The organism is Rhizobium sp. SSA_523 (genome assembly GCF_030435705.1).
Taxonomy (GTDB): domain Bacteria; phylum Pseudomonadota; class Alphaproteobacteria; order Rhizobiales; family Rhizobiaceae; genus Neorhizobium.
Genome location: NZ_CP129382.1, coordinates 2,284,561 through 2,298,520, shown reverse-complemented (window position 1 = coordinate 2,298,520; position 13,960 = coordinate 2,284,561). Strand labels below are relative to the sequence as shown.

The following is a 13,960-nucleotide window of genomic DNA, read 5'->3' as shown; positions in this document are numbered from 1 at the left end:
ATCGGAACAAGGAGGAGCCAATGCACGAACGTGAACGCCACCGCATCATCTTGAGCGCGATCCAGGAGAAGCCTGTGGTCACGGTCCAGGATATTGCCGAACTGACGGAGGCCTCGGAGGCGACGATCCGCCGTGATATCGCGGCGCTGCACGTTCAGGGCAAGCTTCGGCGCGTGCGGGGCGGAGCGGAGGCCGTGCATCCGCCGCAGCAGGGCAGCCTGACGGCGCGGCCGTTCCGCGTGTCCGAATCCGTCAATATCGACAAGAAGCGCGCCATTGCGCGGGCGGGAATTGAGCTGTGCCAGGAAGGCGATTCGATCATCATCAATGGTGGAACGACAACGTTCCAGATGGTGCATTTCATGTCGGCCCGACGCCTGCAGGTCATGACCAATTCCTTCGCGATCGCCGAGCATCTGGTCAAGCATTCCAAATGCACGGTCTCGGTGCCGGGCGGCTCGATCTATCGCGACCAGAGCCTCATCCTGTCCCCGTTCGAAAATGACGGGATCCGCAATTTCTACGCGCGCCGCATGTTCATCGGTGCCCAGGGCATATCCGCTCTCGGCGTGATGGAGCCGGATGCGCTGGTCATCCAGAGCGAACAGAGATTGATGCGGCAGGCGGAAGAGCTGATCGTCATGGTCGATTCCAGCAAGTTTACGCGGCGGTCCAGCATGATCCTGTGCCCGCTGGAAAATGTCTCGACCATCATCACCGATGATGGCGTGCCGGACGATGCCGTTGCCATGCTCGAAGCGGCCGGCGTGACGGTTCTGACGGTCAAGCCCATGGCTTCGACCGGCAGGGAGGATGCTTCCTCCGTCGCCTGAGAGGATCGGCGGCCGGGGAAGGGGAGTGAACTGGTCTTTAACTGGGAGGAATGAAACATGAAAATGACAAGACGGTTCCTGGGCGCGGCGACGCTTGCGCTGGCAGCCTCGGTATCCATGGCGGGCATGGCCTCTGCCGCAGACATGAAGATCGCACTTGTGGTCAAATCGCTCGGCAACGGCTTCTTCGAAGCCGCCAACAAGGGCGCGCAGGAGGCCGCCAAGGAATTGGGCGGCGTGGAAATCATCTATACTGGACCCACCACGACGACGGCCGAAGGACAGATCGAAGTCATCAATTCGCTGATCGCCCAGGGTGTCGATGCCATCGCCATCTCCGCCAATGATCCGGACGCCGTCGTGCCAGCGCTGAAGAAGGCCACGCAGCGCGGCATCAAGGTGATCTCCTGGGATTCCGGCGTTGCGCCGGCCGGCCGCATCATGCACCTCAACCCATCCTCGAACGAGCTGATCGGCAAGATGTGCCTGACGCTTGCCAAGAACCATCTGGCGGATGGCAAAGGCGATTTCGCCATCCTGTCGGCCACCACCACCTCGACGAACCAGAATATCTGGATCGCCGAAATGAAGAAGCAGCTGAAGGATTTCCCCGGCCTCAACCTCGTCACCACGGTGTATGGCGACGACCTGGCCGACAAGAGCTATCGCGAAGCGCAGGGCCTCCTGACATCGCAGCCGAATGTGAAGGTGATCGTCGCGCCGACTACCGTTGGCGTGCTGGCGGCGTCGCAGGCCGTCAAGGATGCCGGCAAGATCGGCCAGGTCTATGTGACCGGTCTCGGTCTTCCGTCGGAAATGGCCGGCGCGATCAAGTCCGGGGCGACGAAGGAATTCGCCATCTGGAACCCGATCGACCTCGGCTATTCCGCCACGCAGATCGCCTATCACCTAGTCAAGGGTGATGCGACCGGGAAACCGGGCAGCGAGGTGAAGGCCGGCCGCATGGGCTCGATCAAGATTGGCGACAATGGCGAGGCCGCCATGGCGGATCCCTTCGTCTATGATGCGAAGAATATCGATCAGTTCTCGAAGATCTTCTGAAGAATGGCGGAAGCCGAGCGTAGGCTTCTGCTGCCCCCCTCTGCCCTGTCGGGCAGAGGGGGAGTGCTCGTCTTTTATCGAATAGAAGCGAACCGGTTGATACGATGATGCCTTTACGACGCCAGCCGATTGTAAACGAACAGAAGCCGGTCCTGGCGCCCATTCTCGAAATGCGCGGCATCAGCCAGATCTTTCCGGGGGTGAAGGCGCTGGATCAGGTCTCCGTCAGCCTCTATCCGGGGCAGGTGACGGCGCTGATCGGTGAAAATGGCGCCGGGAAATCCACGCTGGTGAAGATCCTGACCGGTATCTATTGGCCCAGCGAAGGCGAGATCCTGCTCGACGGCCGGGCCGTCCAGTTCGCCAGCGCGCAGGCTGCGATCGATGCCGGCGTCACGGCCATCCATCAGGAAACCGTGCTCTTTGACGAGCTGACGGTCGGCGAAAACATTTTTCTCGGCCATGCGCCCCGCACACGCTTCGGCACCATGGACTGGACGAGCATCAACGCGCGATCGCGTGACCTGCTGCGCGAGCTGGAAAGCGACATCGATCCGACGATCAGGCTGAAGGATCTGTCGATCGCCCAGCGGCATCTGGTCGCGATCGCCAGGGCTCTCTCGGTCGAAGCGCGCATCGTCATCATGGATGAGCCGACCGCCGCATTGTCGCGCAAGGAAATCGACGATCTTTTCCGCATCGTCGAAGGCTTGAAGCGACAGGGGAAGGCCATCCTGTTCATCAGCCACAAGTTCGACGAGGTCTATGAGATCGCCGAAAACTACGTCGTATTCCGCGATGGCAAGGCCGTGGGTGCAGGCAGTCTTTCGCAGACGGAACAGGGCGAGATCGTTCGCCTGATGGTCGGCCGCGATGTCCATGACGTCTTTCCCAAGGCCGAGGCCGATATCGGGCCGACCGTGCTGACGGTCACGGGCTATAGCCATCCCACCGAATTCCGGGACATTTCCTTTGAATTGAAGCGCGGCGAGATCCTCGGCGTTTACGGCCTGATCGGCGCGGGCCGCTCGGAACTGTGCCAATCGCTTTTCGGCATGACCCGCCCCTCCGCTGGAAGCCTTACCCTTGAGGGTCGGCCGGTGGTGATCCGCTCCTCGCGGGATGCCATCGCGGCGGGCATCGTCTATGTTCCGGAAGAACGCGGGCGGCATGGACTGGCGCTGCCCATGCCGATCTATCAGAACATGTCGCTTCCCTCGCTCGCGCGCACCTCGCGGTCCGGCTTTCTCAAGGCGGCCAACGAGCTGGCTCTGGCGCGGCAATATGCCGAGAGGCTCGATCTGCGCGCCGCCGCCCTGTCCGTGCCGGTCGGCACCCTGTCCGGCGGCAATCAGCAAAAAGTGGTGATCGGCAAATGGCTCGCAACGCAGCCGAAGGTCATCATTCTCGACGAGCCGACCAAGGGCATCGATATCGGGTCCAAGGCCGCCGTACACGGTTTCATTTCCGAACTCGCCTCCCAGGGCCTGTCCATCATCATGGTCTCGTCCGAACTGCCGGAAATTCTCGGCATGTCGGACAGGATCATGGTGATGCGCGAGGGGTTGATGGAAGGCCTGTTCGATCGGGCGGAGGCGACGGCGGAACAGCTGGTGCGCGCCGCCACCGGCAATGCGTGAGGGTTCAAGCATGAAACGCCTGTTGAAACGCCGCGAACTCTTGCTGTGCGGCATCATCCTCCTCATGATTGCCGGCTTTTCCACCCGCGCCGCCGGTTTCGCGGCGCCCGGCAATCTGGCGAATATCTTCAACGATACCTCGATCCTGATCATTCTGGCTCTTGCCCAGATGACCGTGATCCTCACCAAATCGATCGACCTGTCGGTGGCGGCCAATCTTGCCTTTACCGGAATGGCCGTTGCCATGACCAATGCCGCCTTTCCCGGCCTGCCATTGCCGGTGCTGATCGTCATGGCGCTTGGAATCGGCGCCTTTCTTGGTGCGATCAACGGCTTCCTCGTCTGGATCCTGCAGATCCCGCCGATCGTCGTAACGCTCGGCACCCTGACCATCTATCGCGGCATGGCCTTCGTCCTCTCCGGCGGAAGCTGGGTGAATGCGCACCAGATGACGCCGACCTTTCTCAACGTGCCGCGGACGAATATTCTCGGCCTGCCGGTCCTGTCCTGGGTGGCGATCCTTGTCGTGGTCGCGATGTGGTTCCTGCTCAGCCGCACCGCCTTCGGACGATCGGCCTATGCCTCCGGCGGCAATCCGGTGGCGGCCGTCTATGCCGGGATCGACGTTGGGCGAACCCGCTTCCTCGCTTTCGTCCTGTCCGGCGCCATGGCGGGCCTGTGCAGTTATCTCTGGGTGTCGCGCTATGCCGTGGCCTATGTCGATATCGCCAATGGCTTCGAACTCGACAGCGTTGCGGCCTGTGTCATCGGCGGCATCTCGATTGCGGGCGGCATAGGCTCGGTGGCCGGCGCGCTTCTCGGATCCCTGTTCCTCGGCGTGATCAAGAATGCCCTGCCGGTGATCGGCATCTCGCCTTTCGCGCAGATGGCGATTTCCGGCATCGTCATCATCCTGGCCGTCGTCTTCAATGCCCGCGCAGAAGCGCGCAAGGGCCGCATCATCCTGCGCAATAGCCAGCCTGCTTCAAAGGTGACCGCATGAGCGACCATACACCGGCCACCCACCGCCGGGCCATTCCCGATCGTCTCGGAACCCCGGTCAGCCGCATCCTTTCCAGCTGGGAAGTCCTGCTCTTCGGCGTGGCGATCCTGATCTTCATCGCCAATTCGCTGGCTTCGCCCTACTTTCTCGACGCCTGGAACCTATCCGACGCGACCTTCAATTTCACCGAAAAGGCTTTGATTGCCTTTGCCATGGCCATGCTGATCATTGCCGGTGAGATCGATCTCTCCGTGGCCGCGATCATTGCCCTGGCGTCGACGGCCATGGGGGCGGCCGCGCAATACGGGATCGGAACGCCGGGCCTGGTGCTGATCGGTCTCGGTGTCGGCCTCGCCTGCGGAGCGTTCAACGGCCTGCTGGTCTCCGGGCTCAAACTGCCGTCCATCGTAGTGACGATCGGCACCATGAGCCTTTTCCGCGGCATTGCCTATCTCGTTCTCGGCGACAAGGCCTATGGCGGCTATCCGGAAAGCTTCGCCTATTTCGGTCAGGGCTATCTCGTCTGGGTCTTCTCCTTCGAATTTGGCCTCTTCCTCCTTTGCGGTGCGCTTTTTGCGGTTCTCCTGCACGCCACCAATTTCGGCCGCCAGGTCTATGTCATCGGCAATAACGAATTTGCCGCGCGCTTCTCCGGCGTTCCCGTCGAAAGGGTGAAGTTCATCCTCTTCCTGCTGACGGGGCTGATGAGCGGCATTGCCGCCGTCTGCCTGACCTCCCGCCTCGGCTCCACCCGTCCGTCGATCGCGCAGGGCTTTGAGCTGGAAGTGGTGACCATGGTGGTGCTGGGCGGCGTCTCGATCCTCGGCGGTGCGGGCACGATTGCCGGCGTGGTGATTGCCGCCTTCGTCATGGGGCTTGTGACCTTCGGCCTCGGCCTTCTCAACGTGCCGGGCATTGTGATGTCCATCTTCGTCGGGCTTCTGCTCATCATGACCATCGCGCTGCCCATTCTGGCGCGGCGCATCAAGCAGGCAGGCAGATCATGAGTTCTGAAAGATATGCATTCAAGATGAAGCTGAACCCCGGAATGCAGGCTGAATACCGGAAGCGGCACGACGAGATCTGGCCCGATCTGGTGAAGCTTCTCGCAGAAGCCGGCGTCAGCGATTATTCCATCCATCTCGATCCGGAAACCGATATCCTGTTCGCCGTCCTGACGCGACCGGCGGATCATGGCATGGCGGGCCTGCCGGACCATCCGGTGATGAAGCGCTGGTGGGCGCATATGGCCGATCTCATGGAGACCAATCCGGACAATTCGCCCGTGGCCGTCGATCTCGTGCCGGTCTTCCATCTGCCATGACATCAGTGCACCGCATTGCCGTTCTCGATATCGGCAAGACCAATGCCAAGGTGCTGGTGCTTGACTGTGAAAGCGGCAGGGAGCTGGACGTCCGGCGCCGGCCGAACAAGGTGATCGCCGCCCAGCCCTATCCGCATTACGACATCGAGGGGCTCTGGCGTTTTTTTCTGGAGGCGCTTGGCGAACTCGCCGTGACGCCCGGATACGATGCCATTTCCATCACCGCCCATGGTGCATCGGGCGTGCTTCTGGATGCGGCCGGCGCGCTGGCTTTGCCGGTGCTGGATTACGAATACGAATATCCGCAGCCGATCCGCGATGCCTATGCCGCCTTGCGTCCGCCCTTTTCGGAAACCTATTCCCCGGCCCTGTCCGGCGGCCTCAATCTTGGCGCCCAGATCCATTTCCAGAAAACTACTTTTCCGGATGACTTCGCAAGGGTGCACAGGATTGTCACCTATCCGCAATATTGGGCTTACCGGCTGACCGGCATTGCCGCGAACGAGGCGACATCACTTGGCTGTCACACGGATCTGTGGCGGCCCGGCGAGGCGAGCTTCTCCTCACTCGTCGATCGTCTGGATATCCGCGACAAGATGGCGCCGGTCCGCTCCGCCTTCGAAGCGCTGGGCCCCGTTCGGCCGGAGCTTTCCGCCGCGCTGCATCTGACACGTGAAGTGCCGGTCTATTGCGGCATTCACGATTCCAATGCCTCGCTCCTCCCGCACCTGGTCGATCGCGCGGCGCCCTTTGCGGTGGTTTCGACCGGAACCTGGGTCATCAATTTTGCCGTCGGTGGCGATCTCGCGCATCTGGATCCGGCACGGGACACGCTGGCCAATGTCGATGCCTATGGCCGCGCCGTGCCCTCGTCGCGCTTCATGGGCGGGCGCGAATTCGAGCTGCTGGTCGAAAGGATCGGTCCGCCGGATGGGGAGGGCGTGCTGGCTGCCCTGCCTTCGGTTTTGGAAAGGCAGCTCCTGCTCACTCCCAACCTCTCCTCCGGATCCGGCCCCTATCCTGGTCTCGAAAGCCGCTGGATCAATGCCAAGGGCGCATCGGAGGCAGAACGGTGGGCGGCGGCCTGCCTTTATCTGGCATTGATGACCGAGACATGCCTCGGGCTGATCGGCGCCAGGGGGCCGGTCCTGGTGGAGGGGCCCTTCGCATCGAATGCCGCCTATCTGGAAAGCCTTCAGGCGCTCCTCGGGCGACCCGTTCTTGCCGTTTCGGGCTCGACCGGCACCGCACAAGGGGCCGGGCTCCTGGCGGGCGCCCGCCAATCGGCTAAGTCTCGTGAGATCATGAGCCGGTTCGACGGCGACAGCCTGGGCGCCTATGCAAGAGCCTGGCGGGAAAGCCTGTCCTGACGGCAGAGGGCTGACCTCACCTGCCGGTCACAGGGTGACGGCTGCTCCCGTCTGCGCGGATTTGAGCGCAGCATCGGCAAGTTTCAACGCGATCAGGCCATCTTCGGCCGAAGGCGAAGCCTTCGCTCCCTTTTCCACCGTATCGATGAAGGCGGCGATTTCTGCCGCATAGGCTGCGGTGTAGCGGGTCATGAAGAAGTCATGCAGCGGCGGCCTTGTATAACCGTGCTGGCTGGCGACCTCGATGGAGACCGGCCGCTGATTTTCCGCCGAGACGGAGCCGAGCGATCCATGCACTTCGATGCGCTGATCGTAGCCATAAGTTGCGCGACGCGAATTGGAGATGATCGCCTGGCGGCCGCTCGCCGTCGTCAGGATGAGGCTTGCGCTGTCATAGTCGCCTGCCTCGCCGATCTTGGGATCGACCAGCACCGCGCCGGTGGCAAAGACCGTCTTGATGTCTTCGCCGAGCAGGAAGCGCGCCATGTCCAGGTCGTGAATGGTCATGTCACGGAAGATGCCGCCCGACACCTTGATATAATCAACTGGCGGCGCGCCCGGATCGCGGCTGATAATCGTCACCATCTCGACCTTGCCGATCGTCCCCTTGTCGATTTCGGCGCGGACCGCCTGAAAATGCGGATCGAAGCGGCGGTTGAAGCCCAGCATTACCTTGGCACCCGTCTGCGCCACCACATCGATGCAAGCCTGCGCCCGCGCAACGTCCAGATCGATCGGTTTTTCGCAGAAGATCGCCTTGCCGGCGCGGGCGAATTTCTCGATCAGATCCGCATGCGTGTTGGTCGGCGTGCAGATGATCACCGCATCGACATTCCTGTCGGCCAGAACCGCCTCGATCGTCGTGACCGCGCAGCCGGCCTCGTCGGCAATAGCGCGTGCGGCCGCTTCCATGGCATCCACTACGGCCACCAGCTTTGCGCGGGGGTCCGCGGCAATGGCTTTGGCATGCACTTTGCCAATCCGTCCTGCCCCGAGCAGGGCCAATCTCGTCACCATGGGGTCTCCTCCTCCACTTTGGCATTCCAGACCCGTCAGGCAGTGCTCGAACAGGCTTTGGAATTTCTATTCTATTTTGCTAGAGTGAAGCCATATTCGTGTCAAGGTGGGAAAGGTGGCGACATGGTCAAGGGAGTGCCGGCAAGCGTGCAGGAATTCGAGGAGCGGCTGCTGGCGGTAACCGCATCGCTACCCAAGCGGTTGAAGCAATGCGCCGATTATGTCGCCGCTCATAGCGACCGGATCGCCGTCTCCACGGTGGCGGAAATGGCCGAGGGCGCCGGCGTGCAGCCTTCGGCCTTCATGCGCTTCTGCCAGATCCTCGGCTTTTCCGGCTATAGCGAGATGCAGAGGTTGTTTCGCGACAGTTACGTCGGCGGATGGCCGGATTACAGGACACGGCTCGACCATCTGCGCGACCTTGGCGAACAGAATGGCTCACGGCTGCTGGCGGAGTTTGTCGAGGCTGGGCGGGCATCTCTTGAGAATCTTCTGAAATCCGTGGACGATCAGATGCTTGAGGCAGCAGTCGAGACGCTGGCGGAGGCCCGCATCGTGCATATTGTTGGCCTGCGCCGCTCCTTCCCCGTCGCCAGCTATATCGCCTATGCCTTGGAGAAGATGCAGGTTCCGGCGGTCCTGCACAGTGGAACGGGCGGGCTCGACGGTGCCTGCGCCATTCTGCCGGGCGATGCCTTGCTGGCAATCACCTTCTCTCCCTATTCTGCGGAAACCCTTGCTTTGGTCGAGAGTGTTGTCAGCCGCAATGTCCCGGTCGTTGCCCTCACGGATGCGACCGTCAATCCGCTTCGAAAAATGGGTGCCACCATTCTCACTGTCTCCGAAGTGGATTTCGGCGCCTTTCGATCCTTGTCGGCGACGCTCTGCCTCGCCATTGCCTTGTCGACAGCTGTCGGCGCACGTCGCACGAGCTGAATATTCGTATTGAAATAATAGAATTTGGAATTTATAGTCTATTATGTCGATGCGGGAGGCGTCGTCGCTGCAAAAGGGAGGGCCTCTTGAAGCCACTTGATGTGATCACGATCGGTCGATCGTCCGTGGACCTTTACGGTGCCCAGGTGGGTGGCCGGCTGGAGGACATGAATTCCTTCAGCAAATACATCGGCGGCTCGCCCACCAATATTGCGGCCGGTGCTGCGCGCCTGGGTCTGAAATCGGCTCTGATCACACGGGTCGGTGCCGAGCATATGGGACGCTTCATCCGTGAGCAGCTCGTCCGCGAAGGCGTGGATGTGCGTGGGGTGAAGACCGATCCCGAGCGCCTGACGGCGCTTGTACTGCTGGGCATTCGCGACGAGAACCAGTTTCCGTTGATCTTCTATCGGGAAAACTGCGCCGATATGGCGCTGTGCGAGGAGGATATCGATCCCTCCTTCATCGAACAATCCCGCTGCGTCACCGTCACGGGGACGCATTTGTCGCATCCGCGCACGGAGGCGGCGGTGATGAAGGCGCTGCGGCTTGCCCGCCAGAGTGGGGCGCTTACGGCGCTGGATATCGATTATCGCCCCAATCTTTGGGGTCTGGCAGGGCATGAGGCGGGCGAAAGCCGGTTCATCGAATCCCGCAAGGTCACGGAAAAATTGCTGGGCACGCTGTCTCTCTTCGACCTGATCGTCGGGACGGAAGAGGAGTTCCACATTGCCGGCGGCTCCACCGATACGCTTGAGGCATTGCGGGCGGTCCGCAGGGTGTCGAATGCGGCGCTCGTGTGCAAGCGCGGCCCTATGGGCGCGGCCGTCTTCGAGGGCGAGATTCCCGACAGCCTTGACAAGGGGCAGACCGGTCCCGGTTTTCCGATCGAGGTTTTCAACGTTCTCGGCGCCGGCGATGGCTTCATGGCCGGACTGCTGAAGGGCTGGCTGACGGGCGAAGATTGGCCGACGGCGCTGAAATATGCCAATGCCTGCGGCGCCTTCGCCGTTTCCCGTCACGGCTGCACGCCCGCTTATCCGAGCTGGGAGGAACTGCAGTATTTCTTCAAGGTCGGTATCCGCACCAAGGCGTTGCGCAAGGATGCGGCGCTGGAACAGGTGCATTGGTCCACCAACCGCAAGGGCGACTGGTCGACCATGCGCGTCTTCGCCTTCGATCATCGCATGCAACTGGAGGCGATGGCCGAGGAGGCCGGCGTGCCGGCGGATCGGATCGGCGCCTTCAAGTCGCTTTGCCTCCAGGCGGCAACTGCAGTGGCTGACGGGCAGGCCGGCTATGGCATTCTCTGCGATGGCCGGCTCGGCCGGCAGGCCTTGTTTGCCGCGGCGGGCAGCGGCTTGTGGATCGGCAGGCCAGCCGAATGGCCCGGCTCGCGCCCCCTGACGCTGGAGCCCGATCTCGGTTTTGATTGCGGCGGCTTGAGCGAATGGGCCGCCGAACATGTGGTGAAAGTCCTCTGCTTCTACCATCCCGATGATACGGCAGAGATGAAGGATCGTCAGGAGGAGACCGTCAAGCGCCTGTTCGAGGCGGCGCGGCGCAACCGGCTGGAATTCCTGCTGGAGGTCATACCGTCCAAGGTCGGCACCGTTGATGACCAAACGACAGCGCAGATCATCGACCGCTTCTATGAGATCGGCGTCTATCCCGACTGGTGGAAGCTGGAGCCGATGAAGAGCCGCGCTGCCTGGGCGAATGCCTGCGCCGCTGTCGAGCGGCACGATGCCTATACGCGCGGCATCGTGGTTCTGGGCCTCGACGCGCCGCAGGCGGAGCTGGAGGAGAGCTTCGGCCTTGCCGCCGCCTTTGATCTGGTCAAAGGTTTTGCGGTCGGCCGCACGATCTTCGGGGAGGCCGCGCGGCAGTGGCTTGCCGGCCGGATCAGCGATCAGGCTGCCGTGGAGGATATGGCCGCGCGATACCGGCGCTTGTGCCGGATCTGGGATGAGGCCCGCGCTGATGCCCGTGCTGGCGCCCGCACGGATGTCAGCGCAAAGGCCGACGCCGTGAAAGTGACAGGGGGAGGAAAGGCATGACAACGATCCGTCTTACCGCGGCGCAGGCGCTGGTGCGCTACCTCGCCTGCCAGATGAACGAGGATGGCCTTCCCTATATAGCGGGTGTCTGGGCGATCTTCGGCCATGGCAATGTGGCGGGCATGGGCGAGGCCCTTTACGGCGTGCGGGAGGAATTGCCGACCTATCGCGGACAGAACGAGCAATCCATGGCGCATGCCGCGATCGCCTATGCCAAGCAGCTCGGCCGGCGCCGGGCCATGGCGGTGACCTCTTCCATCGGTCCGGGAGCGCTCAACATGGTCACGGCGGCCGCGCTGGCGCATGTCAACCGCCTGCCGGTGCTGTTCATTCCCGGCGATGTCTTTGCCAATCGCGGGCCCGATCCCGTCCTGCAGCAGATCGAGGATTTCGAGGATGGCAGCGTTTCGGCCAATGACTGCTTCAGGCCGGTCAGCCGCTATTTCGATCGCATCACACGGCCTGAGCAACTTCTGACCGCACTGCCGCGCGCCATGCGCACGCTGACCGATCCCGCCGATTGCGGACCCGTGACGCTTGCCTTCTGCCAGGATGTGCAAGCGGAGGCTTACGATTATCCGGAAAGCTTCTTCGCGCAACGCACCTGGCGCTTCCGTCGGCCGGAGCCCGACAGGGAAGAACTCGAGGAGGCGGTCAAGGCTTTGAAGGCGGCGAAGTCGCCGGTGATCGTCGCCGGCGGCGGCGTGCATTTCTCCGGCGCAACCGAGACGCTGAGGGCCTTTGCCGAGACGCATCAGATCCCGGTCGTCGAGACGCAGGCCGGAAAATCCGCGCTTGCCTGGGATCATGATCTGAACTTCGGCCCCGTCGGCGTCACCGGCTGCGACAGCGCCAATCAGGTATGCGAGCGGGCGGATCTGGTGATCGGCGTCGGAACGCGTTTCCAGGATTTCACCACGGGCTCCTGGGCGCTGTTCAAGAACCCCGACCGGAAGATCCTGGCCCTGAATGTGCAGGCCTATGACAGTGCCAAACATGATGCCATGCCGCTGGTCGCCGATGCGAAAGTGGGTTTGCAGCGGCTTTCGGCGGCGCTCGGCGCTCACCGTCTGCCGCCCCCCGACGGGCAGTTGAAGGCGAGCTGGTTTGCGAAGGCCGATGCCGTGACGGCCGCGCCGACCGACGCCAATACCTTGCCGACCGACATGCAGGTGATTGGGGCCGTGCAGCGTGCCGCGCGCGATGACACCGTGGTCATGTGCGCCGCGGGCACCATGCCGGGTGAATTGCACCAGCTATGGAAGGCCAGGATGCCGCTTTCCTATCATATGGAATACGGCTTTTCCTGCATGGGCTATGAGATCGCCGGCGGCCTCGGCATCAAGATGGCGCAGCCCGAGCGCGACGTGATCGTCATGGTGGGCGACGGCTCCTACATGATGATGAATTCAGAACTGGCCACGGCCGTGGCCATGGGCATGAAGATCACCGTGGTGATCACCGATAACCGCGGCTACGGCTGCATCAACCGGTTGCAGATGGGCACCGGCGGCGCCGAGTTCAACAATCTCTATGTCCACACCAACCAGGCCAATCCGGTTGCCATCGATTTTGCGGCCCATGCCGCGGCCATGGGAGCGAGCTCTGCCAAAGTAGCCTCGATCAGCGAACTGGAAACGGCACTCGAGGCCGCCCGGCATGCCAGCGCGCCGACGGTGATCGTCATCGACACCGATCCCTATCCAACGCCATCAGCCGGCGGTCACTGGTGGGATGTGGCGGTGCCGGAAGTCTCCGCCCGCAAAGAGGTCAACAAAGCGCGCTCCGCCTATGAGGCTGCGCTGAAGGAAAGACATTGAGATGATCCTGTTCGGAACCAACCCGATTGCCTGGTCCAATGACGACGACCGCTCGCTGGGCGCCCATATCAGCCTCGAACAATGCCTGGACGAAGCCGCGCGGATCGGCTTTGACGGGATAGAGAAAGGCCACAAGCTGCCAACCGATGCGGCGGGGCTGATCTCCGTCTTGGAGCCTCGCGGGCTGAAATTCGTCTCCGGATGGCATTCTCTGAACCTTCTGACCGAAAGCCTGGAGGCGGAGAAGGCGGCCATGCAGCCGTTCCTCGACGTGCTGAAGGCCATGGGCTCCAAGGTGATCATCGTTTGCGAGACCTCGAACGCCATTCACGGCAATGATGACGTGGCGCTGGCCGAGCGGCCGCGTCTGGCCGAGGACCAGTGGGCAAAATTCGGCGCAGGCGTCGAAGCTCTGGCGGCGTTTTCGGCGAGCCAGGGGATTGCGCTGGTCTATCATCACCATATGGGAACCGTGGTCGAGAGCGAGGCGGATATCGACAAGCTGATGCAGCATACCGGCCCGCATACCCGGCTCCTGCTCGATACCGGCCATTGCATTTTCGGCGGCGGCGATCCGGAGGCGGTGGCCCGCAAATATATGCATCGCGTCGGTCACATCCACGCCAAGAATGTGCGTCCCGCCATAGCCGACCAGGTCCGCGGCGAGCGGCTCTCCTTCCTGGAGGGCGTCCGGCGCGGCGTCTTCACGGTGCCGGGGGATGCGGAAGGCTGCGTGAACTTCCCGGCGGTCTTGAAGATTGCGGCCGAGCACAGCTATCAGGGATGGATCGTGATCGAGGCCGAACAGGATCCGGATGTTCGAAATCCCTTTGAATATCAGAGCCTGGGTCTTAAATCCCTGAAGGGCTTTGCCGGCGAGGCGGGCCTCATCTGA

12 protein-coding genes are annotated in these 13,960 nt (G+C 62.3%); 11 read left to right on the top strand and 1 reads right to left on the bottom strand.

Going from position 1 to position 13,960, the window contains the following annotated elements:
* The first annotated feature begins 20 nt into the window (after positions 1-20).
* From QTJ18_RS19315 to QTJ18_RS19285, 7 genes are all read left to right on the top strand, one after another.
* Positions 21-833, top strand: coding sequence for a DeoR/GlpR family DNA-binding transcription regulator (locus tag QTJ18_RS19315; protein WP_252755469.1), 813 nt, complete (start codon positions 21-23; stop codon positions 831-833).
* Positions 834-890: 57 nt separating this feature from the next.
* A complete protein-coding gene (gene rhaS / locus QTJ18_RS19310; protein WP_489667284.1) occupies positions 891-1,895 on the top strand; it encodes a rhamnose ABC transporter substrate-binding protein in 1,005 nt (334 codons plus the stop codon).
* Positions 1,896-2,002: 107 nt separating this feature from the next.
* Positions 2,003-3,535 (top strand): sugar ABC transporter ATP-binding protein, encoded by a 1,533-nt coding sequence (locus QTJ18_RS19305; protein ID WP_252755491.1) that lies wholly within the window; start codon positions 2,003-2,005, stop codon positions 3,533-3,535.
* A 10-nt stretch (positions 3,536-3,545) separates the two neighbouring features.
* Positions 3,546-4,538 (top strand): ABC transporter permease, encoded by a 993-nt coding sequence (locus QTJ18_RS19300; RefSeq protein ID WP_252755468.1) that lies wholly within the window; start codon positions 3,546-3,548, stop codon positions 4,536-4,538.
* Complete coding sequence (locus QTJ18_RS19295; RefSeq protein WP_252755467.1) at positions 4,535-5,545, top strand: ABC transporter permease; 1,011 nt, start codon at positions 4,535-4,537, stop codon at positions 5,543-5,545. Before QTJ18_RS19300 ends, QTJ18_RS19295 begins: the two co-directional genes overlap by 4 nt.
* Positions 5,542-5,862, top strand: coding sequence for an L-rhamnose mutarotase (gene rhaM / locus QTJ18_RS19290; RefSeq protein ID WP_252755466.1), 321 nt, complete (start codon positions 5,542-5,544; stop codon positions 5,860-5,862). The genes QTJ18_RS19295 and rhaM overlap by 4 nt, the downstream gene beginning before the upstream one ends.
* The gene (locus QTJ18_RS19285; protein WP_252755465.1) at positions 5,859-7,232 is read left to right on the top strand and encodes an FGGY-family carbohydrate kinase; all 1,374 of its coding nucleotides are present in this window, start codon (positions 5,859-5,861) and stop codon (positions 7,230-7,232) included. Before rhaM ends, QTJ18_RS19285 begins: the two co-directional genes overlap by 4 nt.
* Positions 7,233-7,259: 27 nt before the next feature.
* Here QTJ18_RS19285 and iolG read toward each other — a convergent pair whose 3' ends face one another.
* Positions 7,260-8,249, bottom strand: coding sequence for an inositol 2-dehydrogenase (iolG, locus tag QTJ18_RS19280; protein WP_252755464.1), 990 nt, complete (start codon positions 8,247-8,249; stop codon positions 7,260-7,262).
* 123 nt (positions 8,250-8,372) lie between these two features.
* Between iolG and QTJ18_RS19275 the strand changes: the two genes are divergently transcribed.
* From QTJ18_RS19275 to iolE, 4 genes are all read left to right on the top strand, one after another.
* Positions 8,373-9,185 (top strand): MurR/RpiR family transcriptional regulator, encoded by an 813-nt coding sequence (locus QTJ18_RS19275; RefSeq protein ID WP_252755463.1) that lies wholly within the window; start codon positions 8,373-8,375, stop codon positions 9,183-9,185.
* A gap of 86 nt (positions 9,186-9,271) precedes the next feature.
* Positions 9,272-11,245 carry a bifunctional 5-dehydro-2-deoxygluconokinase/5-dehydro-2-deoxyphosphogluconate aldolase gene (locus QTJ18_RS19270; RefSeq protein ID WP_252755462.1) on the top strand — a complete coding sequence of 658 codons (1,974 nt, stop codon included), beginning with the start codon at positions 9,272-9,274 and terminating at the stop codon, positions 11,243-11,245.
* Positions 11,242-13,065: a 3D-(3,5/4)-trihydroxycyclohexane-1,2-dione acylhydrolase (decyclizing) gene (gene iolD, locus QTJ18_RS19265; RefSeq protein WP_252755461.1), complete on the top strand. Its 1,824-nt coding sequence runs from the start codon at positions 11,242-11,244 to the stop codon at positions 13,063-13,065. Before QTJ18_RS19270 ends, iolD begins: the two co-directional genes overlap by 4 nt.
* Position 13,066: 1 nt before the next feature.
* Positions 13,067-13,960, top strand: a complete 894-nt coding sequence (gene iolE / locus QTJ18_RS19260; protein ID WP_252755460.1) for a myo-inosose-2 dehydratase — start codon at positions 13,067-13,069, stop codon at positions 13,958-13,960.